Consider the following 24,801-nt stretch of genomic DNA (forward strand, 5'->3'; position numbering starts at 1 on the left):
TCGTGCCTCACCCCACCGACATGGCCCTGATGCCTCCGCGCGGCGACTCTTCATGCCACCATCGTGCGGGCGGTGACTGGTGATACGAGATCAAGAGCGACAAGTACAAGAAAAAGGCAGTAAGTACGAGAATTCGTACGAACCAGAACGAGAACGACACGAGACGCATGCAGAGACGGACATGGTGATGGGGCAGGACACGCAGCCTCCGGAGGAGGCTCAGCCCGAGCTGCCCGAGCGGGTCTCCGGCGACGAGCCGCTGCTCGCCGCCCGCGTCCACCGTCCCTCGGACCTGATGCGGCTGCTCGGCGGCCTCCTCGCCATCGCGCTCGTCATCGCCGTCGCCGCGTTCGCCCACGCGACGACCTCGGGTCTCGAGAAGGACATCAACGAGGGGGCCGGGGGCGCCCCCGACGTCTTCGTCAAGATCGCCGGTCTCGTCTCCTCCATCGCCGTCCTGCTCGTCCCCGTCGCCTTCGCCATCGAGCGGCTGATCAAACGCGACGGGCTGCGCATCGCGGACGGTGTCCTCGCGGCCGTCCTCGCGCACGGCGTGACCCTCGCCACCGACCTCTGGGTCGCCCAGGCCGCGCCCGGCACCATCCAGGACGCGCTGACCCAGCCGGCGTCCGGCGGCGGGCTCACCGACCCCGTGCACAACTACCTCGCCCCGGTGATCGCGTACATGACCGCCGTCGGCATGGCCCGCAGACCCCGCTGGCGGGTGTCGCTCTGGGTGGTGCTGCTGCTCGACGCGTTCACGATGCTGGTGGCCGGCTACACCACCGCCCTCTCGATCGTTCTGACCGTCCTGATCGGCTGGACGGTGGCCTACGGCACGCTGTACGCCGTCGGCTCCCCCAACGTCCGGCCCACCGGGCAGACCCTCCTCGCCGGCCTGCGCCGGGTCGGCTTCCGGCCGGTCACTGCCCTGCGCGCCGAGGGCGTGCCCGACTCGGCGGACAGCGCGGACCGGGGCCGCCGGTACATCGTGACCCTGGAGGCCGGGCCGCCGCTCGACGTCACCGTCGTCGACCGGGAGCAGCAGGCACACGGCTTCTTCTACCGCGCGTGGCGGCGGATCACCCTGCGGACGATCACCACCCGCCGCTCGATCGTGTCGCTGCGCCAGGCCCTGGAGCAGGAGGCGCTCCTCGCGTACGCGGCGATCGCCGCCGGGGCGAACGCGCCGAAGCTCATCGCCACCTCGGAACTCGGCCCGGACGCCGTGATGCTCGTGTACGAGCACCTCGGCGGCCGCAGCCTGGACTCCCTCGACGACCACGAGATCACCGACGAGCTGGTCCTCAGTGCCTTCCGGCAGGTGCGGGCGCTCCAGTCGCGCCGGATCGCGCACCGCCGGCTCACCGGCGACGCGATCCTGGTGGATCGTTCCGGCAGGGTGATCCTGACCGATCTGCGCGGCGGCGAGATCGCGGCCGGTGATCTGATCCTGCGGATGGACATCGCCCAGCTGCTCACCACCCTCGGGCTGAGGGTCGGAGCCGAGCGGGCCGTCGCCGCCGCGGTGGAGGTGCTCGGCCCCGACGCCGTCGCCGACTGTCTGCCGCTGCTCCAGCCCATCGCCCTGAGCCGCTCCACGCGCGCGACGCTGCGGAGACTCGCCAGGGAGCGGTCGGCCCGGGAGCGCGAGGCCGTGCTCGCCGCCTCCGAGGCCGCCAAGCGCGAGCGGGAACTGGCGAAGGCCCACGCCGCGGATGCCACCGCGAGCCCCACGGTCGTACGCGCCGAGACCAAGGCCGAGAAGAAGGCCGACAAGAAGGCCGACAAGCGGGCCCTCGACACGGCGCTCGACGAGGCCCGCGAGGAGGACCTGCTGGCCCAGATCCGCCGGCAGGTGCTGCTCATCCGCCCGCAGGCGCCGGTGGAGCCGGTCCGCCTGGAGCGGATCAAGCCGCGGACCCTGATCAGCCTGATCGCCGGAGCGGTCGCCGCGTACTTCCTGCTCTCGCAGATCGCCAGCACCCCGCTGTCGACGGTCAGCCAGGCGGACTGGCGCTGGGTGGCGGTCGCGGTGCTGTGCTCCGCGGTCAGCTACGTGGCGGCGGCGATGAGCCTGCTGGGCTTCGTCCCGGAGCGGGTCGGGTTCTGGCGGACGGTGGTGGCGCAGGTCGCCGGCTCGTTCGTGAAGATCGTCGCCCCCGCCGCGGTCGGCGGTGTCGCCCTGAACACCCGCTTCCTCCAGCGCTCGGGCGTGCGGCCCGGACTCGCGGTGGCGAGCGTCGGCGCCTCGCAGCTCTTCGGGCTCGGGGCGCACATCCTGCTGCTGCTCTCCTTCGGCTATCTGACGGGCACGGAGAAGTCGCAGTCCTTCACCCCGTCGAGGACGGTCATCGCCGGTCTGCTGACCGTCGCGGTCCTCGTGCTCGTGGTGACGGCGATCCCCTTCATGCGGAAGTTCGTGTCGACCCGGCTGCGGTCGCTCTTCGCCGGGGTCGTGCCGCGCATGCTCGACGTGCTCCAGCGGCCGATGAAGCTGGTCACCGGCATCGGCGGCATGCTGCTGCTCACCGGTGCGTTCGTGCTCTGCCTCGACGCCTCGATCCGGGCCTTCGGCCACGGTCACCAGTCGATCAGCTACGCGAGCGTGGCGGTCGTCTTCCTGGCGGGCAACGCCCTCGGCTCGGCGGCGCCGACACCGGGCGGTGTCGGCGCGGTCGAGGGCGCGCTGACCCTCGGTCTGGTGGCGGTGGGCCTGCCGATCGAGGTCGCGACCCCCGCGGTCCTGCTGTACCGCCTGCTGACGCTGTGGCTCCCCGTGCTGCCGGGCTGGCTCTGCTTCAACTGGCTGACGAAACAGGAAGCGCTGTGACCGGCTGAGCCCCGGGCCCGAGGGCGCCGGGCCGTGCCACCCGCATGGCCCCCCGTCCCGCGCGGCGGCCCGGGCGGCGGCCCACGATGGTTCCATGCCGATCTCCGCCGCACAGCGTGCCGCTCTGCTGACCGCCACCACCGTGCTGCTCGCCGCCGGGTGCACGGACGGGGGCGGCTCGGAGGGGGATCGGACGAGGCCGAGCGGCTCGGCCGGGCTCACGGCGCTGACGACGCAGAACCTGGCCTGGGCGCCCTGCCCGGCGCCTTCCGTCGCCGAGGGCGGCGGGGAGGCGCCCTCTCCGCTCCCCGGCGGCACCGCCTGGGAGTGCTCCTTCCTCCAGACGCCGCTGGACTGGTCGGTGCCGGAGGGCGAGACCATCGAGCTGGCGCTCATCCGGGCCCGCGCCCGCGACAAGGACCGGCGGATCGGTTCGCTCGTCTTCAACTTCGGCGGGCCCGGCGGCTCCGGCGTCACCGGCCTTCCCGGCTTCGCCCAGGACTACGAGAGCCTGCGCAGCCGCTACGACCTGGTCTCCTTCGACCCGCGCGGGGTGGGCCGCAGCGACCCCGTCGAATGCGCGACCGACAAGGAGCTCGACGCCTACTACGCCCTGGACTTCACGCCCGACGACCAGGCCGAGGAGCGGACGCTCTCCGACGCGCAGAAGAAGTACGCGGCCGGCTGCGAGAAGGACGCCGGGCCGGCCCTGCCGCACGTCGGCACCGAGAACGCCGCCCGGGACATGGACCTGATGCGCCAGGTCCTCGGGGACGACAAGCTCCACTACTTCGGCATCTCGTACGGCACGGAGCTCGGCGGGGTGTACGCCCATCTGTTCCCGGACAACGTCGGCCGGGCCGTCTTCGACGCCGTCGTCGACCCGGACGCCGGTGTCGAGGAGGGCGCGCTCGGCCAGGCGAAGGGCTTCCAGCTCGCCCTGGACAACTTCGCCCGGGACTGTGTGGAACGGGGCGACGAGTGCACCCTGCCCGGCACGAGCGTCGCCCAGATCGAGTCCTTCGTCACGGACCTCCTCGCGGCGCTCGACAAGGACCCGATCCCGGGCATCGGCGACCGCGAGCTCACCCAGACGCAGGCCACCAACGGCATCGCGCAGGCCCTGTACTCGAAGGAGTTCTGGACCTATCTGGAGCAGGGGCTCGAAGCGGCCGACGGCGGCGACGGGGCGCTGCTCCTGTCGCTCTCCGACTCGATGAACGGGCGCAGCCAGAACGGCACGTACAGCAACATCCAGGCCGCGAACGCCGCCATCAACTGCGTGGACTTCAAGGAGCGCTACACCCTCGGCCAGGCGAAGGAGCGGCTCGGCGAGTTCCGCGAGGCGTCCCCCGTCTTCGGGGACTTCATGGGCTGGGCCCTCGCCGGCTGCTCGCAGTGGCCGGTGGCCGGGACCTGGGAGCACCCCGACGTCTCCGCGCCCGGCGCGGCTCCGATCCTGGTCGTCGGCAACACCGGCGACCCGGCGACCCCGTACGCGGGCGCCCGGTCGATGGTGAAGGCGCTGGGCCAGGGCGTCGGCGTGGAGCTGACGTACGAGGGCGAGGGCCACGGCGCCTACAACAGCGGCAGCGCCTGCGTGAAGAAGGCCGTCGACGCGTACCTCCTCGACGGCAAGGTCCCGGCCTCGGGGACGGTCTGCAAGTAGGACACGCGTCCCGCCTAGGATGGCCGCCCTGCCGCCTCGCCGGGATCCTGGGGGAACACATGTCCATACGGGTACGCATGACGGCGCTGGCCGCGGCCGGGGTGCTGATGGCGGGTTGCGCCGGCGCGGAGGGCGGGGCCTCGGACGCCACCTCGGCGCCGCCCTCGACCGGCGGCGCCGGGCCGTCCTCGGGCGTCACCGCCGACCCGTCCGCCGGCGCCCCCGCGAAGCCGCTCCCCGCGCTCCCCGCCTCGCTCACCGGCCAGCGCCCCGACTGGAGGCGCTGCCCGGCCCCGGAGGGCGGGCAGCGGCCCGGTGCGGCGTGGCGGTGCGCCACGGTGACGGTGCCGGTGGACTACGCGAAGCCGGACGGCGCCACCCTCCGGGTGGCGCTGATCCGCAAGGAGGCCGCCGACGAGCGGAACCGCATCGGCTCGCTCCTCTTCAACTTCGGCGGCCCCGGCGCCTCCGGGGTCGCGATGCTGCCGCGGCTGGAGCCGGAGTACCGGAAGCTGGGCGAGCGCTACGACCTGGTGGGCTTCGATCCGCGGGGCGTGGGCCGCAGCGCCGGCGTGGTCTGCCGGAGCGACGCCGAGACGGCCGCCGCCGAGGCCGGGGTCGACCTCACCCCGGACTCGGTCGCCGAGGAAGCCGCGTACCTGGAGGACAGCGCCCGCTTCGGCGCCGGCTGCGCCCGCCGCTCCGGGGCGCTCCTGCCCCACACCACGACCACCGCCACCGCCCGCGACCTGGACCTGGTCCGCCGGGTCCTCGGGGACGACCGGCTCCACTACTTCGGCATCTCGTACGGGACCCAGCTCGGCGGCACGTACGCCCACCTCTTCCCGGAGAACGTGGGCCGGCTCGTCCTCGACGCGGTCGTCGACCCGACCGCCGACGCCGTCGGGCACGCCCGCCACCAGACGATCGGCTTCCAACGGGCCCTGGACAACTACCTGAAGAGCACCGGTCAGGACCCGAAGGCCGGGACGGAGCGGATCACGCGGCTGCTGCGGAAGCTGGACCGCGCACCGCTGACGGTCGGCGAGCGGCGGCTCACCGAGAGCCTGGCGCTCACGGGCATCGCGGTCACGCTGTACGGGCAGGCCAACTGGCCCCTGCTCACCGAGGCCCTCGACGAGGCAGAGCGGGGACGTGGCGCCGCTCTGCTCCAGCTCGCCGACTGGTACAACGACCGCGACGAGAGGGGCCGTTACTCGACGCGGTCGCACTCCCAGCGGGCCATCTCCTGCGCCGACTCCAGCGAACGGCCGTCGGCCCCGCAGGCGAAGGCGTTGGAGTCCGAGTTGCGCGGGCTCTCCCCCGTGTTCGGCCCGTTCCTCGCCTGGGACACGGCCGCCTGGTGCGCGGACTGGCCGGTGAAGGGCGAGCGGGCCCACCCCGAGGTGAGCGCCCCGGGGGCGGCGCCCGTCCTGGTCGTCGGGACGACCGGCGACCCGGCCACCCCGTACGAGGGCGCGGAGCGGATGGCGAAGGAGCTCGGGGCCGGGGTCGGTGTCCTGGTCACCAACAGGGGCGAGGGGCACGGCGCCTACGGCACCTCGCCGTGCGTGACGCGGACGGTCGACGCGTACCTCCTGAAGGGCACGGTCCCGGCGTACGGCACGACCTGCTGATCGTGGACGCGGAAGGGCCCGGACCTCGTGGCGAGGTCCGGGCCCTTCCGTGTGTCGTCTAGTAGACCGGCTTCTCGGGCTCGACCTGGTGGACCCAGCCGATCACGCCGCCGCCGACGTGCACCGCGTCCGCGAAGCCCGCGGACTTGAGCACCGCGAGGACCTCCGCACTGCGGACACCCGTCTTGCAGTGCAGGACGATCCGCTTGTCCTGCGGGAGGTCCTGGAGGGCCGTGCCCATCAGGAACTCGTTCTTCGGGACCAGCCGCGCGCCCGGGATCGAGACGATCTCGTACTCGTTCGGCTCGCGGACGTCGATGATGTCGATGCTCTCGCCCTCGTCGATCCACTCCTTGAGCTGCTTGGGAGTGATCGTGGAGCCGAGGGCCGCCTCCTGCGCCTCCTCGGACACGACGCCGCAGAAGGCCTCGTAGTCGATGAGCTCGGTGACGGTCGGGTTCTCGCCGCAGACCGCGCAGTTCGGGTCCTTGCGGACCTTGACCTGGCGGTACTGCATCTCCAGGGCGTCGTAGATCATCAGACGGCCGACCAGCGGATCGCCGACGCCGGCGAGCACCTTGATGGCCTCGGTGACCTGGATGGAGCCGATGGACGCGCACAGCACGCCCAGGACGCCGCCCTCGGCGCAGGAGGGGACCATGCCCGGCGGCGGGGGCTCCGGGTAGAGGCAGCGGTAGCAGGGGCCGTACTCGGACCAGAAGACGGAGGCCTGGCCGTCGAAGCGGTAGATCGAACCCCAGACGTACGGCTTGTTCAGCAGCACGCAGGCGTCGTTCACCAGGTAGCGCGTGGCGAAGTTGTCCGTGCCATCGACGATCAGGTCGTACTGGCCGAAGATCTCCATCACGTTGTCGGCCTCGAGCCGCTCCTCGTGAAGGATCACGTTCACGTACGGGTTGATGCCGAGCACGCTGTCGCGCGCCGAGGCGGCCTTGGAGCGGCCGATGTCGGCCTGGCTGTGGATGATCTGGCGCTGGAGGTTCGACTCGTCGACCTCGTCGAACTCCACGATGCCGAGCGTGCCCACGCCGGCGGCGGCCAGGTACATCAGCGCCGGCGAGCCGAGGCCACCGGCGCCGACACACAGCACCTTGGCGTTCTTCAGCCGCTTCTGCCCGTCCATCCCGACGTCCGGGATGATCAGGTGGCGGGAGTACCTGCGGACCTCGTCTACGGTGAGCTCGGCAGCCGGCTCGACCAGGGGTGGCAGCGACACGGGGGCTCCGGTGGTCGGTATGTCAGTACGGTTGTTCTCCCCGTAACACTGCCACGCCCCTTCTCATTCCGAGACACCCGGTCCGATCCGCGAGACGATTTCGTCCCAGTAGCCGGGCAGCGAGTGGAATGGCGCGGTTTGTCCCGGGGGCCCCGTGCGGTCGGTGAAGAAGATCGTCCCGGCCCCCTGCCAGCGGGCGATCCGCAGCGCCTCGTCGAGGTGGGTGCGCGGGACCCCGTGCACGAGGTGGACGAACTTCGTCTCCGTGTACTCGGCGGTCCACTCGGCCACCTGCGACCAGCGGTAGTCGACCCAGGCGCCGGAGAAGGTCACCAGCTGGTCGGCGGTCTCGGCGTACCCCGGGTGGGGGTGGGTGCCGTGGCCGAGGACGAGATGGGCCTCGCCGCCGAGGACCGCCTCCAGGGTCGCGGTGACCCGGCGCACCCCGGCCAGGTCGGCCCGGTCAGCGGGGCAGCGGTCCAGGTAGTAGCCGTCCACCTTGTACCAGTCGAGGAAGCGGTGGGCGTCGGAGACGAGCTCCCCGAAGGGCCGGGAGCCGTAGGCCGCGTCCAAGTGCCCGAGGACCCTGACCCCGGCGTTGCGGAGCCTCCCCGCGGCCTCCAGGCAGTGCGGGTCGGGGCGGCTGCCCGGCCCCTCCGCCACGTTGAGCACCGCCCAGTGCAGCGGGGTGCCCGGACGGGCCAGCTCGCCCCACTCGACCGGGGCGAGCAGCGGGTGGGCGTAGCCGGGGACGCCCACGCCGAGGGCCTGGATCGCCCCGGTGGCCGTCAGATGCGACACGCCGCCTCCATCCAGATGTCGGCGAGGGACTCCTCCAGGTTGATCCGGGGCCGCCAGCCGAGCCGGTCGCGGGCGGTCCGGACGTCGGCCTGCTGCCAGGGGCCGCAGCCGTCGGGGTACGGGTAGGGGGCGGAGGCCAGCTGGTCGGCGATGGTCCCCTCGGTGCGGGGCGCGCCGATCATCGGGCGCTGCGGCAGGCCGTGCGGGGCGTCCAGCTCGTGCAGGTTGCCGGCGTAGCCCGCGACCCTGGCGAGGACGGCGGCGGCGTCGCGGAGCCGGACCGCGCGGCCGGTACCGATGTTGACGACGCCCTGGGCGGCGGAGAGCGAGGCGGCGTGGACGGCCCGCGCCACGTCCCGTACGTCGACGAAGTCCCGCTGCACCCCGAGGCCGCTGAGCTTCAGCTCGCCGTCCCCGGCCTGCATGGCCCGGCGCATCGCCTCGGCGAGGCGGCCGAGGGGCGAGCCGGCGGGGGTGCCGGGGCCGACGGGCGAGAACACCCGGAGCACCACTGCGTCGAGCCCCGACCCCAGGACGAGTTCGGTCGCCGCCAGCTTCGACACGCCGTACGGGCCGCCCGGGCGCGGCACGGCGTCCTCGGCGGTGGAGGCGCCGGGCTGGCTCGGCCCGTACTCCGAGGCGCATCCGACCTGGACGAGCCGGGCGCCGCAGCCGCTGCGGCGCAGGGCCTCGCAGACCGTGGCGACGGCGACGGTGTTGTGCCGGGTCAGGTCGCGGGCGCCGCCGCGGGTGGCACCCGCGCAGTTGACGACGACCCCGGGGTGGACGGCGTCGAGGAAGCGGGTCAGCGCGCCGGGGCTGCCGGAGGCGAGGTCGAAACGCACGTCGGCGTCGTCGCCCCGGCCGAGCGCGGTGAGGTGGACGGCCGGGTCGGCGAGCAGCCGGTCCGCGACGAAACGTCCGATGAAGCCGTTGGCTCCGAGCAGTAGCACCCTCATCGTGCGGCCCCTTCGTGCCGACCGGCCGGTGCTTGGGGTTGCGGGGTCATGATCTTCGGTCTCCTTGCGGGGTGGTGAGAGAGGTGGCGGGGCGCGCCCGCGGCGTCGGCTCCGCGGGTGCGCGGGGGGTTCACGGGGTGGTGTGGGCCGAGGCCCGGACGAGGGCGCCGGTCGCGTGGGCCAGCAGGCCGAGCGCGGCGGCGCCGCAGACGAGGGTGGGTACGGCCCCGGGGCCGTAGGCGTCGACGAGGGCGCGCACGGGGGTGGCGAGCACGTCGAAGCCGGGGGCGGGGACGCGGGCGGCGAGGACGCTCGCGAGGGCGAGGGCCTCCGCCGCGCCGGCGGCGGCGAGGGCGGCCGTGGCCGTCTCGGGGAAGCCGTGGACGGTGAGGAGCCGGGCGAACAGCAGGAGCGCGCCGAGGGCCAGGGCCCCGGAGCTGAACCCGGTGAGTCCGAGCAGTCCGGTGAGGGCGATCAGCTGGAGGGCCACCGTGCCGAGGAGCAGCGGCCGGGTGGCGGCCGCGAAGTCGGCGAGTCCCCGGCTGTCGGCGATCCTGCGGCGGGCCCGGTCCGCGAAGAGCCGGGCGCACCAGGCGGTGGGGGCGACGGCGAGGGCGAGGCCGAGGAGCGGGCCGGGGGTCAGGTCCCAGGGGCCGTCGGGTCCGCCGCTGAGCACCTGCGTCAGGAGTCCGTCGCCGCCGACCGCGTACGCCAGGAGCCAGAGGGTCCAGAGGGCGGCGGCGGGCACGGTGCCGCCGTCGGGGGCGCGGAACGGGCCGCGCCGGACGGCGAACAGGACGGCGCCCACGAGGAGCAGCGCGCCGGTGGCGCCGACCGCGAGGCGTGCGGGCCCGTGGGTGACGGCGAGTCCGATGCCGGTGAGCGCGGCGGCGGCCCCGGGGGTGAGGGCGGCGAGGACCCACGCGTCCGTGCGGGGTGCCGTCGGCGCCGGGGGCGGGCCGGGCTCGGCGCCGCGGGGCACGCGCGCGTACAGCTCCTCGGCGAGAGCGAAGACGTCCCGGTGCCGGAACCGCGCGGCGGTCCGGTCGGTGAACCCCTCGGCTTCGAGCCCGGCGGCGATCTCCAGCGGGTCGACGGCCCGCGCGCAGAGTTCCTGGTGCCGGTGCATGAGCACCTTCACGGGATCGGCGTTCCCCCGCCGGACCCGGGCCGCGGGGGCGGAAGCCGGCGGGGCGGGGGCGGGAGCCGGGGCCGCGGGGGCGACCGGGGCAGGTGCCGGGGCCGCGGCGGCAGGCGACGGCTGCGTCGGGGCTATCCCGGGGGGAGGGGGGTCCTCCGGGGTGCGCGGGTCGGGGGTCTCGGGGGTGAGGGGGGTCAGGGCGGGGGCGCCCAGGAGGGCTTCGGAACGGGCGTCCCAGGCTCCGGGGCTCGTCGGGGCGGCGGAGCCGCGCATGGGGGTGCCTCCTTCAGGCATCGGGGGCTCCTGTCCCGGCGGGCACGGCCTTGTGCGCCCAGCTGCCCGGTACGTGCGCCTCGGCGGGGTGGGCGAAGGGCACGCCGTCCCCGGGGCGGTGCCGCACCGGCGCGTGGGAGAGGAGTTCCAGGTAGATGCCGCGGAACGCGGCGAGGTTCTGTTCGACGGTGAAGAGTTCGAGCGCGCGGGCGCGGGCGGCGGCGCCCAGGCGGTGCCGGCGCTCGGGGTCGCGGAGCAGCGCGAGGCAGGCGTCGGCGAGCGCCCGGGGGTTGCGCGGGGGGACGACGAGGCCGGTGCCGCCGATGATCTCGACGACCGCGCCGACGTCGGTCGAGACGGTGGCCCGCGCGCAGAACATCGCTTCGACGAGGCTCGTGGGAAAGCCCTCGACCACGCTGGAGAGGACCACGACCGCGCCGGAGGCGTGGACGTCCTCCAGGGTGGGGGCCTCGGGGCCGCCGAGCTCCTCGAAGGTGACCGGGTTCTCGCCGACGGCGTGCGCCCCGGCGGCCTCGTCGGGGAAGAGCTGCGCCGCGAGCCCCTTGCACTGCGCGAGGTACGCGCCGGCTCCCGGATCCCGTACGGGCACGGCGACGATCCTCAGCCGGGCGTCGGGCTGCTGGGCGCGGACCTCCGCGAAGGCGTGCAGCAGGGCGATGAGGTCCTTGGCGGGTTCCACCCGGCCGACCCAGACCAGGGTGGTGGGGTCGCCGCTCTCCTCGTCCTCGCCCACCTCGGCGAAGCAGTCGGCCGCCATGCCGGGGTGGACGGTGCGGATCCGGTCGCGGTCGGCTCCGCACCTCTCCTGCCAGCGGCGGGCGTGGGCGTTGCCGGGGGTGAGGAGCGCGGCCTGTCCGTAGACCTCGGCGGCGAGCCGGCCGTGGAGGGCGGCGAGCAGGGTGCGCAGCGCGGCGGAGCGCCCGGTGGCGGCGGCCGAGAGGTAGTGGGAGCGGAGCTGGACGCCGTACTCGGTGACGAGCAGCGGGGTCCCGAAGAAGCGTTTGGCCAGGAGTCCGGGGAGGGCGGTGGTGCCTCCCGCGGCGGCATGGCAGAGGTCGGCCGCACCGAGGGCGTCGTCCGTGTACCAGTCGAGGGACAGGGGGTGCAGGGCGCGGGCCAGGTGCTCGGCGAAGGCGAGGTGGTCGGGGAGCCCGGCGGCTGCCGCGCCCCGGCGTGCGCCGGGCGCGCGGCAGGCGGATTCGAGGGCGCGGACGGCGTCGTCGGAGCGCAGCGCGCCGGGCAGTCCGCCGCGCTCGCGGGCGAGTTCGGCGAGGGCGTAGAGCCCGGTGGCGAAGGCGCTCCGGCCGAGGGAACCGCCGACCTCCTCCGTCTCCCCTGAGCCGCTCGGGGCGCCGTCCTCCGCGCAGAGGCCGACCGCGAGCTGGTGGAAGGCCTCGGTGAAGCGGCGGCGCTCGCGTCGGCCGTAGGCGCGGCGGGCGGCGCGGTCGCCGAGGGCGGTCCGTTCGAGGAGGTTCCTGCCCGTGGGGGCCGGGGCGCCGCTCCCGGGGTCGGCGGCGCGCACGACGCGGGCGTTCGGCGGGAGCGGGCGGGGTGCGCCGGAGCCGCCGACGGCGTACAGGTCGAACCGGTGCTGGTCGATCCCGCGCACGAGGCGGTCGCACCAGGCTCCGGACTCACCGACGGCGAACGGGTAGCCACCCTCCGTGAGCAGTCCGATCCGCACGAGTGCACCCCCGATCTCCCTTGACGGCGGCCACCGTTGGTCCGGCGACTCGCAGCGGGACGAACGTAAGCGGAGACACCGGTGGTGCGACGGACGGTTGTCCGTCGCACCACCGGAAGGGGTGAATGCACGTAACTTTCCCACCCCGGTCGCGTTCTGTCGCGCTAAGCCGCGGAACGGTCACGGAGGGTCAGGCATCGGCCGACGCCGGCCCGGTGGACCGGCGTCCCGTCGGCCACGCCGACCGGTGGGGCTAACGACCCGGGTAGACCCACGGGTTGGGCCGGCACGTGATGTCGTCGATGTCCAGGGACTTCGTCTGCTGCTGCATCACGGGGGCGAGCGCGCCGGGGGTGCTGCAGTTCACGTGACCATGGCCGAGCCGGTGTCCGACCTCGTGGTTGATGAGCATCTGGCGATAGGCGAGCATCGCCTTGGGGCCGAAGGTCTCGGCTCCCCGCGCCCAGCGGAAGGCGTTGATCATCACGCGGTCCGTGGAGGCCGAGTCGCAGGAGACGTTGTCGATCGTGGTGTCGAGACCGGACTTCGCGCACCAGACACCGGTGGTGCCGGGGCTGGCGAGGGTGAGGACGAAGTCGGGCTCCCCGGTGGAGACGCGCTCGAAGGTCATCTCGCCCCGGCCGGCCCAGCTGCGCGGGTCGTTGAGGGTCTTGAACACGGTCGCGGTGAACAACTCCTGGTCGAGGCCGAGCCCTTCCTCGACGTCGATCCGGTAGCGGACCAGACGGCCCTTGCCCGGCGCCTTCTGGAGGCCCGGCACGGCCTTGAACACGCCGGAGCCCTTCAGCTTCGGGTCGATCGGGAACTGGCGGGTGATCAGCTGCTCGTACGTCGGCGCCGGGATCTTCACGGGCGCCGGGCGCGTCGGGGCGGACCGCTCCTCGGAACGGGACGCGGAGCTGTCGTCCACCGTCCGGTCGGCGGGCTGTTCGGCGGCCTGGGCGGTGGCCGGAGCCTGCCCCCGGCCGGTGACCTGCCCGGCGACGATGACGGCGAGGACGGTGGCGACGGCGGCGGCCGCGATCCCTGTGAAGGTGCGGCCCAGACCTCCGAGGCCGCTCGGCTGGTCCGCCTCGGAGACGTCCTCGCCACGGGGTCCGGGGATGAACGGGGCCTCGGGAGCGTCCTGTTCGGGCTCGGCGGCGCGTCCGCGCGCGCCGCGCCGGGGGCCGTACCGCTCGGGCGCCGGCACGGAGCCTTCGTCGTGCTGCGGATGCCCGCCCCGTACGGGGGACCCGAAGACGGGCACACCGTGCGCCGGGGTGCCCGGGGTCCCGTGGGCGGAGGTGTCACGGACCCCGCCGCCGTACGAGGGTGCCCGGTGCGCGGCAGAGCCCTGCGCCTGGCTCCCGTACACCGGCGTCCCGTGCGCGGGAGTGCCGTACGCCGGGATGCCGTGCGCGGGCGTCCCGTACGACGGGGTCCCGGTCGTGTCCGGGCCGCCGTCGGCCGTCCTGCGGCGGCGCCCGGTGCCGGGCGCGTGCCCGGCCGCCGGTGCCGCCGGTGCCGGCGTTCCCGCCGTCCGTCCGGTCCGTGTCTGCTGACCGGTGTCCGCCACCGGGGGCGCGGAGCCCTTGCGACTATGTCGTCCCACGCCCCGGATCAGCTCCCGCCGTGATCGACGATCAGGTCCCGGGCGGCCTGGGCGACCGTCTCGGGGTACTCCATCATCGCCACGTGCCCCGCCTCGGGAAGGGTCAGGAGGCGTGAGCCGCGGAAGGCGGCGGCCGCCCTCCGGGCCGTACGGAACGAGACGAGCTGGTCGCGGGCGCCGTAGACCAGCAGCGTGGGCGCGAGCACCCGCTCGGCCTGCCGCCACAGCCCGTGCTGGCCTCCGAGCGTGTACGCGTCGACGATGCCGCGCGAGGAGCGGGCCATGGCGTCCCAGAAGTACGGGAGCTCCAGGCGCCGCTCCATCTCCTCGACGGCGTGCCGCAGGCCTTCGTCGGTGACCCGGCCGGGGTCTCCGTAACAGAGCGCGAGGACACCGCGGACCCGCTGTTCCGCCGTCCAGTCCTTGGTGAGCCTCGCGAAGAACGAGGCGACGCCGGGCACCGCGAGCAGCGCCGTGGGCCAGGCCGTGCGCTGGGCCCGCAGATCCGGCAGGGCCGGGGAGATCAGCGTGAGGGTGCGGACCAGGTCGGGGCGGACGGCGGCGACGCGGGTGGCGACGGCGCCGCCGAGCGAGTTGCCGAAGAGGTGGACCGGGCCGCGCCCCGCGGAGTCGAGGAGCCGGATGACGGCGCGGGCGTGCCCGGTGACCGAGTAGTTGCCGTCGTCGGGCGGTGGGGAGGCGCCGAAGCCGGGCAGGTCGACCGCCTCGCCGTCGACGAGGTCCGCGAGCAGCGGCATCAGGTCCGACCAGTTCAGCGAGGAGCCGCCGAGGCCGTGGACGTACAGCGCGGGCGGCAGGCCCTCCGCGGTGCCCGGCCGGGCGCGCACGTTCAGTGTGAGTCCGGGCAGCGACACGGAACGGAGCTCCTCGCCGTCGGCGACCCGCACGGCGCGCGTGATGCGCGGCTCGGACGGTTCGGCGGCGGTCCGGGTTTCCGGCAGCTCGGTCGACGACATGGCCGCAATATTACGAGACGATCACGCGCCGAGGTGTGTGGGTGCGGTCACAAGTCCGTGTGCGGCGGGACGCATGTACTCCTAGGCTCGGGGGAGAGGGCTTTCGAGAGGACCGCGACCCGCATGCCGGAAGGAACCCGCATGACTGTCGATCCGACCGAGCCGGACACGTTCACCGAGGAAGAGGTCGAGGTGCTGGACGAGGAGATCCCGGAGGCCGACGCCGCGGAGCAGCACACCGAACTGCGGCCGCGCGAGGACGAACCGGTCACCCATGTCGAGCGGGACTCGGCGAACGAGGCCGATTCGTCCGAACAGGCCCGCGTGGTCGCCCTGGACGAGGACGACTACCGCTGATTTGTTCGGTTTAACCTTGAATCGACTGTCGACCTGAGCGTCCGGTCCGTGAAATTCTGCGTTCGCACCGCGCACAGCCGGGTTACCCAAAAGTACGATGGCCGCGCGTGCGACAGCGCGCATGGATCGATATTCGGGAGGCCGCGTGAGCGCCATCGAGCAGACAGAGGCAGCACGCCCTCGGGGCACGCGCCTGCCGCGACGTGCCCGACGGAACCAGCTCCTCGGCGCGGCCCAGGAGGTCTTCGTCGCCCAGGGGTACCACTCGGCCGCTATGGACGACATCGCCGAGCGGGCGGGCGTCAGCAAGCCGGTGCTCTACCAGCACTTCCCCGGGAAGCTCGAGCTCTACCTGGCCCTCCTGGACCAGCACTGCGAGTCCCTCCTCCTGGCGGTGCGCACGGCCCTCGCCTCCACCACCGACAACAAGCTGCGGGTCGCGGCCACGATGGACGCCTACTTCGCGTACGTCGAGGACGAGGGCGGCGCCTTCCGGCTGGTCTTCGAGTCCGATCTGACGAACGAGCCGGCCGTACGCGAGCGCGTGGACCGGGTGAGCCTGCAGTGCGCCGAGGCGATCTCCGACGTGATCGCCGAGGACACCGGTCTGTCCAAGGACGAATCGATGCTGCTCGCCGTGGGCCTCGGCGGCGTCTCCCAGGTCGTCGCCCGCTACTGGCTGTCGAGCGAGTCCGCCATCCCCCGCGACAAGGCGGTCGGACTGCTGACCTCGCTCGCCTGGCGCGGCATCGCCGGCTTCCCGCTCCACCCCGTCGACGGCCAGCTGAGCGCCGAGGGCCACTGAGCATTCCCGTCGGCTGTTCGCTCCTGGCGTGCGCCCGCTGAACCGTACGGGTCCCCTCACCGGGCTAATGTGTGCAGCGTACGGCGCGGGTTATCGCGCAACGCTGACCGTTCGGAGGGACATAGCCGTGGAGGTCAAGATCGGCGTGCAGCACGCACCCCGGGAGATCGTTCTGGAGAGCGGGCAGTCCGCCGAGGAGGTGGAGCGCGCCGTGGCCGACGCTCTGGCCGGCAAGGCGCAGCTGCTCAGCCTCTCGGACGAGAAGGGCCGCAAGGTCCTCGTCCCGGCCGAGAAGATCGCGTACGTGGAGCTCGGTGAGCCCACCGTGCGCCGGGTGGGTTTCGGCGCTCTCTGAGCCCAGGATCTACGGGAGAGGCCCGGTGGACCGTCTCGGTCCACCGGGCCTTTCGTGTGCCACCGTGCCGATCGGCATCTCCGCTGCCCACGGGGCCACGCGGGGGCGTACGGGAGGATTGCGTTCCGGTCGCCACGGGTAGGTAGGGGGCGACCGCATCAACCGCCCCGCACCCTTTCGCGAGGTGAATCGTCTTGTTCCTGGAAGCCCTCGGCTCCGCCCTGCTCGGTTTCGCCCTGGCCTGGGCCGCCGTGCACCGGCTGCCCGACCGCCTCCCCGTCCGGGTGATCGTCCTCGCCACCGGAACGCTGGGCGGCGCCTTCGGCGCGCTCGTCACCCACGGAGCGCTCGGCCCCGGTCACTTCCTCGCCACCCTCATCGGCGCGGTGGCGGTGGCGGCGGTGCTGCTCTCGCTGCTGATCCGGCCGGCGTCCCGTCGGCGGCTGCGCCGATCAGCCACGGTCTGACCGGCACCGCCCGCCCTCGTCCGTACGAGATCCGACGAATCCGTAGGAGATCCGTACGGGAAGGGCCCGCGTGCGGCCAGACCTCAGGCGGCCAGACCCAGCGCGGCCATGCGCTTGGTGTGCGCCTCGGTGATCCGGGAGAACATCCGGCCGACCTCCGCGAGGTCGAAGCCGTCCGCCACGCCGCCGACCAGCATCGTCGACAGCGCGTCGCGCTCGGCGACCACGCGCTGGGCCTGCGACAGCGCCTCGCCCATCAGCCGGCGCGCCCAGAGCGCGAGCCGTCCACCGACCCTCGGGTCCGCGTCGATCGCGGCGCGGACCTTCTCGACGGCGAAGTTGCCGTGGCCCGTGTCGTCGAGCACGGAGAGGACGAGTCCCCGCGTGTCCGAGTCGAGGCGGGCCGCGACCTCCCGGTAGAAGTCACTGGCGATCGAGTCGCCGACGTAGGCCTTGACCAGGCCCTCGAGCCAGTCCGACGGCGCGGTCTGGCGGTGGAAGTCGTCGAGCGCCTTGGCGAAGGGCTCCATGGCGCTGGTCGGCTCGGCGTCCACGGCGGCGAGCCGGTCCCGCAGCTGCTCGAAGTGGTGGAACTCGGCCGAGGCCATCTTCGCCAGCTCCGCCTTGTCCGCGAGGGTCGGCGCCAGCTTGGCGTCCTCGGCGAGCCGCTCGAAGGCCGCGAGCTCCCCGTAGGCGAGGGCGCCGAGGAGGTCGATCACGGCGGCGCGGTACTGCGGCTCGGTGGATGCCGTCGCCCAGTCCTTGGCGGCGATCCCGGTGGGTGTGGCGTTGTCAGGCGTCTCCATGGAGCGCACAATAGCCCGCTCGCGCGCGCGGGGAAGGCGCTGGTCAGTCAGTGTGACCGTGCCCTCATCGCCATTTCTCCCGACACACATGCGCGATTCCGGGGTACAGTGATAAAGCGCCTGCTGAGTATGCGGACATGCTTTCGCACGTTCGGACGTATCCGGTGGGCCGACTCATGAATGAGGATGCCCGGTCGGTGGCCCGATCGGCTCCGGCCCGACAGCCCTTCCGGCGGACCCGCGGAAGGGTCACCCTCAGCGGTTCGACGCTCGAGCGACGGCAGTGGTCCCGTGCCACCCGGCAGTGATCTTCCCGATCCCACCGGAAGTGTCCCGGCACGGTACGACCCCCTTCGTTCGCCTCGCGCCGCGTCTCACAGAAGAGGCAGCACCCTGACTACGACTTTCCGAGACCTCGGAATCCTTCCCGAGACGGCCGAGGCCCTTGAGGCCGTCGGGATCGTCAACCCCTTCCCCATCCAGGAGATGACCCTTCCGGTCGCCCTCACCGGCACCGACGTCATCGGCCAGGCCAAGACCGGCACGGGCAAGACCCTCGGTTTCGGTCTGCCCATCCTGGAGCGCGTGACGGTCCCCAGCGACGTCGAGGCCGGCCGGGCGAAGCCCGAGCAGCTGACCGACGCCCCGCAGGCGCTCGTCGTCGTCCCCACCCGTGAGCTGTGCCAGCAGGTCACCAACGACCTGCTGACCGCCGGCAAGGTGCGTAACGTCCGCGTGCTCGCCATCTACGGCGGCCGGGCGTACGAGCCCCAGGTCGAGGCGCTGAAGAAGGGCGTCGACGTCGTCGTCGGCACCCCCGGCCGCCTGCTCGACCTGGCCGGCCAGCGCAAGCTCGACCTCTCCCACGTCAAGGTCCTCGTCCTGGACGAGGCCGACGAGATGCTCGACCTGGGCTTCCTGCCCGACGTCGAGAAGATCATGAACATGCTTCCGGCGAAGCGTCAGACGATGCTGTTCTCGGCCACCATGCCGGGCGCGGTCATCGGTCTGGCCCGCCGCTACATGTCGCAGCCGACGCACATCCGCGCCACCTCGCCCGACGGCGAGGGCGTGACCGTCGCCAACATCAAGCAGCACGTCTACCGCGCGCACAACATGGACAAGCCGGAGATGGTCTCCCGCATCCTGCAGGCCAACGGCCGCGGGCTCGCGATGATCTTCTGCCGTACGAAGCGCACGGCGGCCGACATCGCCGAGCAGCTGGAGCGTCGCGGCTTCGCCTCCGGCGCCGTCCACGGCGACCTCGGCCAGGGCGCCCGCGAGCAGGCGCTGCGCGCCTTCCGCAACGGCAAGGTCGACGTGCTCGTCTGCACCGACGTCGCCGCGCGAGGCATCGACGTCGAGGGCGTCACGCACGTCATCAACTACCAGTCGCCCGAGGACGAGAAGACCTTCCTCCACCGCGTGGGCCGCACCGGCCGCGCGGGCGCGAAGGGCACGGCGGTGACGCTGGTCGACTGGGACGACATCCCGCGCTGGCAGCTCATCAACAAGGCCCTCGGCCTCGACTTCCACGACCCGGTCGAGACGTACTCCAGCTCCCCGCACCTGTTCGAGGAGCTGGACATCCCGGCCGGCACCAAGGGCATCCTGCCCCGCGCCGAGCGGACCCGCGCGGGTCTGGGCGCGGAGGAGCTCGAGGACCTGGGCGAGCCCGGCGGACGCCGTGCGCGCGGCCCGAAGGCCGACAAGGCCGAGCGGACCGAGGAGCGCCCCGAGCGGACGCGGACCCCGCGGCAGCGTCGGCGCACCCGCGGCGGCGGCGAGCTCGACGACGCCCCGGCGTCGGCGGCCCCGGCCGTCGAGACGGTGACGGACGAGGCGAAGGCCGAGTCCGGCCCCCGTACCCCGCGCCGCCGCCGTCGCACCCGCGTCGGCGCCCCGGGCTCCGCTCCGGTGGCGCAGGGCGTCCCGGTGGCGCAGACGGCTTCGGTGGCCCAGGCGGCCCCCGCGGCCCGGACCGCTCCGGTGGCCCAGGCGGATCCCGCGGCGCAGGTGGCTCCGGTCGCCTTCGTCGCTCCCACCGCTCCGGCCGTGGAGGCCGCCCCGGCGCCCGCCGCCGAGGTGACCGAGCCGAAGGCCCCGCGCCGTCGCGGCCGTACCGCCGCCCGTCCGGAGGCCGTGAAGGCCGCGCCCGTCTCCCCGGCCCCCGTGGCCCAGGAGCCGGCCCCGGCTCCGCGCCGCCGCCGGCCGCGCGTGGTCCGCACCGAGGACACCGTGTCGTTCCAGACGGTCGAGACGGCCGCGGCCGCCCTGCGCGCCGCGTCGGCGTCCGCGTCGGCCGCTCCGGTGGCGGAGGCCGCTCCGGCCCCCGTCGCCGAGGCCCCGGTGGAGCAGCCGAAGAAGGCCCCCCGCCGCCGTACGGCCAAGAAGGCCGTCACGGAGCCGGCAGTCGAGGCCGTCACCGCCGCCCCGGTGGTGGCCGAGCCCGTCGCGCCCGTCGTCACGCCCGTCGCCGAGGTCACGGCCGAGGTCCCCGCGCCGCGTCGTCGCCGGGTGGTGCGGAAGGCCGCCGGTTCGCCGACGGTCGGCACCCCCGTCGAGCCGGTGGTCGTCGAGGCCGCGCCCGCGCCCGTCGTCGAGGAGGAGCCGAAGAAGACGACCCGTCGCCGGGTGGTCCGCAAGGCCGCCGGTTCGCCGGCCGTCTCCACCGCAGTCGGCACGGTGATCATCGAGGCCCCCGCCGCCGTCACCCCCGTCGTGGAGGCCGCCCCGGTCGTGGAGGCCGCTCCGGTCGTGGAGGCCGCTCCGGCCCCCGCCGCCGAGGCCCCCGCTGCCGAGGCCCCGGTCGAGGAGCCGAAGAAGGCCCCCCGCCGGCGTACGGCCAAGAAGGCCGTCGCGGAGCCGGTCGCCGAGACCGCCGAGGCGCCGGCCGCCGAGGAGGCCCCGAAGGCTCCCCGTCGCCGCGCGACCAAGAAGGCGGTCGCCGCCGAGGCTCCCGACGCCTCCGAGCCGAAGACGCCGACGCGCCGCCGTACGACGAAGAAGGCCGCCGCCGAGCCGGTCGCCGAGACCGCCGAGGCCGAGGCCCCCAAGGCCCCGCGCCGTCGCACCACGAAGAAGGCGGCGGCTCAGCCCGAGAGCTGATCCCGCCCGTCCCGACCGCCGCGGCCCGGCCCCTCCCCAGGGGCCGGGCCGCGGCGGCGTCCGCCGGCCGCCCCGGTGCGGGCCCCTCCGGTTACAGTCCAGACATGAGCAAGCCCCGGTCCCTCGTGCTGCCGCCCCGCACCCGCGCCCGCTCGCTGGTGACGGCGCGCGGCGACTTCGCCGTGCTCGACACGGAGCCGCTGGGCGACCGGCGCGGGACGGTGCTGCTGCTGCCCGGGTACACCGGCAGCAAGGAGGACTTCCTGGCCGTCCTGGAGCCGCTGAGCGAGGCCGGCTACCGGGCCGTGGCGGTGGACGGGCGCGGCCAGTACGAGTCGGCGGGCCCCCGGGGCGGGACCGCCTACCGTCGTCGGGCCCTCGCGCTCGACGCGGTCGCGCAGGCCGCGGCCCTCGGGGACGGTCCCGTGCATCTGGTCGGTCACTCGTTCGGCGGACTGGTCGCCCGGGGAGCCGCTTCGCTCGCCCCGGCCGCCTTCCGTTCCCTCACCCTGCTCTCCTCGGGCCCCGGCCGGGTCTCCAGGCCGCAGCGGATCAGGATCCGGGCGCTGCGCGTCGCGCTCGCGCTGCTGCCGAAGGAGCGGGTGTGGCGGGCGATGTGCTGGCTGGACAGCCGGGGCGAGGAACCGGACACGGACGACGCGCCGCAGCTCGCGGGTTTTCTGCGGCGGCGCTGGATGCGGACCAGGATCGCCCAACTCGCCCACGGGGGGCGGCTGTTGCTCGACCGTCACGACGGTACGGCGGAACTGACCGCGCTGCGGATGCCGCTGCACATCGTCTACGGGGCGGACGAGATGGTCTGGCCCGTCGAGGACCTCGCGACGGCGGCCGCCCGCACCGGCGCGCACCACACCGTGGTGGCGGGCGCCGGCCACTCCCCCAACGTGTCGCACCCGCGCGAGCTGACGGACCGGCTGACCGGCTTCTGGGAGCGTGAGGCCGCCGGCGCGGGGGTCAGAACTGCGACTTGAGGTGCTGCCAGAAGCCGTCCCGCAGGGCGCGCCGGAGTCCGGCGTGGCCGCGCAGGGAGCGGCTGAGCAGCCGTTCCGCCTCGACGAGCAGGTCCTGGTCGACGGGTCCGGGGAGGTAGGGCGCGCCGGGCAGGAGTTCGGCGAGCCGGTCCCGGCCGCGCTCGCCGAGCCAGGTCGCCGCGATCTGGGCGCCGACGAAACGCACCTCCTCGCGGGAGGGTGGCGGCTCGCCCTCGTTCTCGTACGTGGTGACGGGGCGGCGGGTGACGTAGGGGCGGCAGAAGTCCAGCTCGAAGGTGCGCTGGCTGTCGACCTCCCAGAGGAGCGCCTCGGCCTGGTTGCGGCCCTCGGCGGCCTCGATGCCCCAGAGGTGGACGCGGGCCCCGTAGCCCTGGGCCGCCTCGACGGCCGAGACGAGGTCCTCGTCGCCGCCGACGAGCGCGGCGTCGCTGATGGCGCGGTGCCGGGCGAGGGACTCCAGGTCCGAGCGGATCAGGGAGTCGACGCCCTTCTGCTGGTTGTTGGCGTTGAGGTTGCCGAGGCGGACCTTGACGTCGGGCAGTTCGGCGATGGCCTGCTGCTCGGGGGTGTGGATGCGGCGCCTGGCCCCGTCGTACCAGTAGACGCGGAGGAGTCTGCTGTCGGCGAAGATCGTGCGGGCCTTGTCGATGAAAGCCTCGATGAGCCCCTCCGCGTCGAGGTCGAAGGAGCGCCGGTCCTCGGTTCCCACGACCAGCAACCCCGCCGCAGCATGGACGTAACCTGCGTCGACGAAGATGGCGTGGGTAGAGGGAGTCTTGGCGACCTCGGCCAGCATCCGCTGGAGGAGTTCATTGGTGTGCTCGATCCGCGTGTCGAGGGCGCGGAGACGGGCGTCGGTCTCGGTCACCTGTGGGGTGTCTGCGTCGTTCATACGGGGCTCATTGTCCGCCGCCGGAGGCCTGGCCGCCACATCCTCCTACTCGTTAGTAGTTAGACATCCGAAAATTTTCCTTAGCGTAAGGAATGTTTGCAGGATGCATGTCGTTGGACCCATACGTAACGCAGTTCTCCACCAGGAGGATCAACTCAGACGAAGGGAGAAGCCCATGCGCTTCGAAATCCTGCGACTCGACGACATCGACGGCACGCCCGTCGACCGGACCGTCGTGGACGCCGCCTCCGTCAATCGGATCGTGCAGCAGGCCGCCTCGATCGGCCAGCGCATCTGGATCCGCCCCGCCGAGACCTCGGCCTCGTAACAGGCCAGGTCCACCCCACGCACCGCGCCCCCGCACGGACTTCGCCAGAGCGGAATCCGTACGGGGGCGCAGTGGTGTCCGGGGGCGCCCCGGGCGGCGGCTCAGGCGTTCTGGATCACCTGCGTGACGCCGTTGATGATCTGCTGCACCGCGATGGCGGAGAGCATCATGCCGGCGAGCCGGGTCACCAGGACCACGCCGCCGTCCTTGATGACCCGGATGATCAGCAGCGAGTACCGCATGGTCAGCCAGAGCACGACGTGCATGGCGACGATCGCGGCCCAGACGGAGACCTGCGCGGCGGCGCCGTCGGCGTTCTGCACGGCGAGGATGACCGAGACGATCGCGCCGGGGCCGGCGAGCAGGGGCATGCCCAGCGGGACGAGGGCGACGTTGACGTCCTTGGTCTGCTGGGGCTCGTCGGTCTTGCCGGTGAGCAGGTCGAGCGCGATGAGCAGCAGCAGGAGGCCGCCCGCGATCATCAGCGCGGGGACGGAGACGTGCAGGTAGTCGAGGATCTGCTGGCCCAGGAGGCCGAAGACGGTGATGACGCCGAAGGCCACGGCGACGGCCTGCCAGGCCATCCGGCGCTGCACCTTGGCGGCGCGGCCGGAGGTGAGGGCGAGGAAGATCGGCGTGATCCCGGGGGGATCCATGATCACGAAGAGGGTCAGGAACAGCGAGCCGAAGACGGCGACGTCGAACACGGTGGGGTGCCTTGCGGGAGAGGTGGAACGGTGGGGTGTGTCCCTGCCCCCGGAATGTGGGATTCCGGCGACCGGGCAGGTGAGCGCCGCCGCGGCACGGCAGGAAGCCGTGCGCGGCCGCGTGAGGGTGCGCGGAGTGGGCGGGCGCGCGTCGCACGGACGGCGGCGGGCACGGTGGCCTGCCGCCGGAGCGGTGGGACGGCGGGAGGGGGCGGAGAGCCCGGGCCCGGTACTAGGCGGAGGTTCCCCCCGCGCCGGGGACCGGGAAGGCCCCCGCGGCACGGCGGGTGATCTCGCCGTAGATCTCGGGGTCGGTCGTGTACTCGCCGAGACGGCAGGTCTTGCGGCTGCCGTGGTAGTCGCTGGAGCCCGTGGTCAGCAGACCGAGCTCCTTCGCCAGCCCGCGCAGCCGTGCGCGCGTCGCCTCGTCGTGGTCCATGTGGTCGACCTCGATGCCGTCGAGCCCGGCTTCGGCGAGCCGCGCTATCGAGGCCTCGGGGAGCACCTGGCCGCGCTTGACGGCGAGCGGGTGCGCGAAGACGGTGACGCCTCCGGCGGCCTTGACCAGCCGGATGGCCTCGACCGGGTCCAGCTCGTGCTTGCCGACGTAGGCCCGGCCGCCGTCGGCGAGCCACTCGGGCGTGAACGCCCCCGACACGTCCGGTACGACGCCGAGCTCGACGAGGGCCTCGGCGACGTGAGGGCGGCCCACGGAGCCGTCGCCGGCGATCCGGGCGACCTGCTCCCAGGTGACGGGCACGCCCAGTTCCCGGAGCTTGCCGACCATGGCCCGCGCGCGCGGCACCCGGTCGTCCCGGACCAGCTCGCGCTCGGCGAGGAGCTCGGGCTCCTCGGGGTCGAAGAGGTAGGCGAGCATGTGCAGGCCGACGCCGTCGACCCGGCAGGAGAGCTCGGCGCCGGTGACGAGGGTCAGCCCCTCGGGCAGCGCCTCGATCGCCTCGGCGTGCCCGCGGGTCGTGTCGTGGTCCGTCAGCGCGACGACGTCGAGTCCGGCCGCGGCCGCCTTCCGTACGAGGTCGGCCGGGGAGTCCGTACCGTCGGACGCCGTGGAGTGGGTGTGCAGATCGATGCGCACGACGCGGTACTCCGGAGGCT

At 73.6% G+C, this 24,801-nt stretch carries 21 protein-coding genes; 10 read left to right on the top strand and 11 right to left on the bottom strand.

All coding sequences use genetic code 11. From position 1 onward, the window contains the following. Nucleotides 1-181 precede the first annotated feature (181 nt). The 3 genes from AMK29_RS06755 to AMK29_RS06765 all read left to right on the top strand — a co-directional run bounded on the left by AMK29_RS06755 (nucleotide 182) and on the right by AMK29_RS06765 (nucleotide 6,139). Nucleotides 182-2,833, top strand: a complete 2,652-nt coding sequence (locus AMK29_RS06755; protein ID WP_073808992.1) for a lysylphosphatidylglycerol synthase transmembrane domain-containing protein — start codon at nucleotides 182-184, stop codon at nucleotides 2,831-2,833. 94 nt (nucleotides 2,834-2,927) lie between these two features. After that, a complete protein-coding gene (locus AMK29_RS06760) occupies nucleotides 2,928-4,502 on the top strand; it encodes an alpha/beta hydrolase (protein WP_073808994.1) in 1,575 nt (524 codons plus the stop codon). Nucleotides 4,503-4,561: 59 nt separating this feature from the next. After that, nucleotides 4,562-6,139, top strand: a complete 1,578-nt coding sequence (locus tag AMK29_RS06765) for an alpha/beta hydrolase (RefSeq protein WP_073808997.1) — start codon at nucleotides 4,562-4,564, stop codon at nucleotides 6,137-6,139. A 58-nt stretch (nucleotides 6,140-6,197) separates the two neighbouring features. Here the strand turns inward: AMK29_RS06765 and moeZ are convergent, their stop codons facing one another. The 7 genes from moeZ to AMK29_RS06800 form a co-directional block, all read right to left on the bottom strand. Then, a complete protein-coding gene (gene moeZ / locus AMK29_RS06770; RefSeq protein WP_073808999.1) occupies nucleotides 6,198-7,376 on the bottom strand; it encodes an adenylyltransferase/sulfurtransferase MoeZ in 1,179 nt (392 codons plus the stop codon). Nucleotides 7,377-7,439: 63 nt separating this feature from the next. Beyond that, nucleotides 7,440-8,177, bottom strand: coding sequence for a spherulation-specific family 4 protein (locus AMK29_RS06775; RefSeq protein ID WP_073809002.1), 738 nt, complete (start codon nucleotides 8,175-8,177; stop codon nucleotides 7,440-7,442). Next, nucleotides 8,165-9,136 (bottom strand): NAD-dependent epimerase/dehydratase family protein, encoded by a 972-nt coding sequence (locus tag AMK29_RS06780; protein WP_073809005.1) that lies wholly within the window; start codon nucleotides 9,134-9,136, stop codon nucleotides 8,165-8,167. Before AMK29_RS06780 ends, AMK29_RS06775 begins: the two co-directional genes overlap by 13 nt. 130 nt (nucleotides 9,137-9,266) lie before the next feature. Further along, nucleotides 9,267-10,571, bottom strand: a complete 1,305-nt coding sequence (locus tag AMK29_RS06785; RefSeq protein WP_241845188.1) for a hypothetical protein — start codon at nucleotides 10,569-10,571, stop codon at nucleotides 9,267-9,269. Next, nucleotides 10,564-12,255 (bottom strand): glycosyltransferase, encoded by a 1,692-nt coding sequence (locus tag AMK29_RS06790; protein ID WP_073809011.1) that lies wholly within the window; start codon nucleotides 12,253-12,255, stop codon nucleotides 10,564-10,566. Before AMK29_RS06790 ends, AMK29_RS06785 begins: the two co-directional genes overlap by 8 nt. A gap of 253 nt (nucleotides 12,256-12,508) precedes the next feature. Beyond that, nucleotides 12,509-13,870: a DUF3152 domain-containing protein gene (locus AMK29_RS06795; protein WP_073809014.1), complete on the bottom strand. Its 1,362-nt coding sequence runs from the start codon at nucleotides 13,868-13,870 to the stop codon at nucleotides 12,509-12,511. Between the two features lie 8 nt (nucleotides 13,871-13,878). Next, entirely contained in the window at nucleotides 13,879-14,847 is a 969-nt protein-coding gene (locus AMK29_RS06800; protein WP_073809017.1) for an alpha/beta fold hydrolase, read from the bottom strand. Between the two features lie 141 nt (nucleotides 14,848-14,988). Between AMK29_RS06800 and AMK29_RS06805 the strand changes: the two genes are divergently transcribed. The 4 genes from AMK29_RS06805 (at nucleotide 14,989) to AMK29_RS06820 (ending at nucleotide 16,831) form a co-directional block, all read left to right on the top strand. Next, nucleotides 14,989-15,204, top strand: coding sequence for a hypothetical protein (locus AMK29_RS06805; protein WP_073809020.1), 216 nt, complete (start codon nucleotides 14,989-14,991; stop codon nucleotides 15,202-15,204). Nucleotides 15,205-15,349: 145 nt separating this feature from the next. Beyond that, nucleotides 15,350-16,009 (top strand): TetR/AcrR family transcriptional regulator, encoded by a 660-nt coding sequence (locus AMK29_RS06810; protein ID WP_073809023.1) that lies wholly within the window; start codon nucleotides 15,350-15,352, stop codon nucleotides 16,007-16,009. Nucleotides 16,010-16,136: 127 nt separating this feature from the next. Next, a complete protein-coding gene (locus AMK29_RS06815; RefSeq protein WP_073809026.1) occupies nucleotides 16,137-16,364 on the top strand; it encodes a DUF3107 domain-containing protein in 228 nt (75 codons plus the stop codon). A gap of 194 nt (nucleotides 16,365-16,558) precedes the next feature. Continuing rightward, the gene (locus AMK29_RS06820; protein ID WP_073809029.1) at nucleotides 16,559-16,831 is read left to right on the top strand and encodes a hypothetical protein; all 273 of its coding nucleotides are present in this window, start codon (nucleotides 16,559-16,561) and stop codon (nucleotides 16,829-16,831) included. 83 nt (nucleotides 16,832-16,914) lie between these two features. Here the strand turns inward: AMK29_RS06820 and AMK29_RS06825 are convergent, their stop codons facing one another. Continuing rightward, nucleotides 16,915-17,637: a ferritin-like fold-containing protein gene (locus AMK29_RS06825; protein ID WP_073809032.1), complete on the bottom strand. Its 723-nt coding sequence runs from the start codon at nucleotides 17,635-17,637 to the stop codon at nucleotides 16,915-16,917. A 486-nt stretch (nucleotides 17,638-18,123) separates the two neighbouring features. Between AMK29_RS06825 and AMK29_RS06830 the strand changes: the two genes are divergently transcribed. Together AMK29_RS06830 and AMK29_RS06835 are read left to right on the top strand one after the other, a co-directional pair. Beyond that, complete coding sequence (locus AMK29_RS06830) at nucleotides 18,124-20,745, top strand: DEAD/DEAH box helicase (RefSeq protein ID WP_073809035.1); 2,622 nt, start codon at nucleotides 18,124-18,126, stop codon at nucleotides 20,743-20,745. Nucleotides 20,746-20,849: 104 nt separating this feature from the next. Continuing rightward, nucleotides 20,850-21,737, top strand: a complete 888-nt coding sequence (locus tag AMK29_RS06835) for an alpha/beta fold hydrolase (protein WP_073809038.1) — start codon at nucleotides 20,850-20,852, stop codon at nucleotides 21,735-21,737. Here the strand turns inward: AMK29_RS06835 and AMK29_RS06840 are convergent. Beyond that, complete coding sequence (locus AMK29_RS06840; protein ID WP_107422534.1) at nucleotides 21,721-22,650, bottom strand: NYN domain-containing protein; 930 nt, start codon at nucleotides 22,648-22,650, stop codon at nucleotides 21,721-21,723. The two genes, AMK29_RS06835 and AMK29_RS06840, sit on opposite strands and share 17 nt — an antisense overlap. A gap of 175 nt (nucleotides 22,651-22,825) precedes the next feature. Between AMK29_RS06840 and AMK29_RS35520 the strand changes: the two genes are divergently transcribed. Beyond that, nucleotides 22,826-22,978, top strand: a complete 153-nt coding sequence (locus AMK29_RS35520) for a hypothetical protein (protein WP_086024648.1) — start codon at nucleotides 22,826-22,828, stop codon at nucleotides 22,976-22,978. Between the two features lie 101 nt (nucleotides 22,979-23,079). Here the strand turns inward: AMK29_RS35520 and AMK29_RS06845 are convergent, their stop codons facing one another. Together AMK29_RS06845 and AMK29_RS06850 are read right to left on the bottom strand one after the other, a co-directional pair. After that, nucleotides 23,080-23,685 carry a MarC family protein gene (locus AMK29_RS06845; protein WP_073809041.1) on the bottom strand — a complete coding sequence of 202 codons (606 nt, stop codon included), beginning with the start codon at nucleotides 23,683-23,685 and terminating at the stop codon, nucleotides 23,080-23,082. 232 nt (nucleotides 23,686-23,917) lie between these two features. Then, entirely contained in the window at nucleotides 23,918-24,781 is an 864-nt protein-coding gene (locus AMK29_RS06850) for a PHP domain-containing protein (RefSeq protein ID WP_073809046.1), read from the bottom strand. Between the last annotated feature and the right edge of the window lie 20 nt (nucleotides 24,782-24,801).

This window comes from Streptomyces sp. CB02261, assembly GCF_001905665.1.
GTDB lineage: Bacteria > Actinomycetota > Actinomycetes > Streptomycetales > Streptomycetaceae > Streptomyces.

Coding starts and splice junctions, on each gene's coding strand:
- AMK29_RS06765 (WP_073808997.1), top strand. CDS start 4,562: ATGTCCATACGGGTACGCATGACGGCGCTGGCCGCGGCCGGGGTGCTG.
- AMK29_RS06835 (WP_073809038.1), top strand. CDS start 20,850: ATGAGCAAGCCCCGGTCCCTCGTGCTGCCGCCCCGCACCCGCGCCCGC.
- AMK29_RS06760 (WP_073808994.1), top strand. CDS start 2,928: ATGCCGATCTCCGCCGCACAGCGTGCCGCTCTGCTGACCGCCACCACC.
- AMK29_RS06840 (WP_107422534.1), bottom strand. CDS start 22,650: ATGAACGACGCAGACACCCCACAGGTGACCGAGACCGACGCCCGTCTC.
- AMK29_RS06800 (WP_073809017.1), bottom strand. CDS start 14,847: ATGTCGTCGACCGAGCTGCCGGAAACCCGGACCGCCGCCGAACCGTCC.
- AMK29_RS35520 (WP_086024648.1), top strand. CDS start 22,826: ATGCGCTTCGAAATCCTGCGACTCGACGACATCGACGGCACGCCCGTC.
- AMK29_RS06830 (WP_073809035.1), top strand. CDS start 18,124: ATGACCCTTCCGGTCGCCCTCACCGGCACCGACGTCATCGGCCAGGCC.
- AMK29_RS06825 (WP_073809032.1), bottom strand. CDS start 17,637: ATGGAGACGCCTGACAACGCCACACCCACCGGGATCGCCGCCAAGGAC.
- AMK29_RS06780 (WP_073809005.1), bottom strand. CDS start 9,136: ATGAGGGTGCTACTGCTCGGAGCCAACGGCTTCATCGGACGTTTCGTC.
- AMK29_RS06755 (WP_073808992.1), top strand. CDS start 182: ATGGTGATGGGGCAGGACACGCAGCCTCCGGAGGAGGCTCAGCCCGAG.
- AMK29_RS06805 (WP_073809020.1), top strand. CDS start 14,989: ATGACTGTCGATCCGACCGAGCCGGACACGTTCACCGAGGAAGAGGTC.
- AMK29_RS06785 (WP_241845188.1), bottom strand. CDS start 10,571: ATGCCTGAAGGAGGCACCCCCATGCGCGGCTCCGCCGCCCCGACGAGC.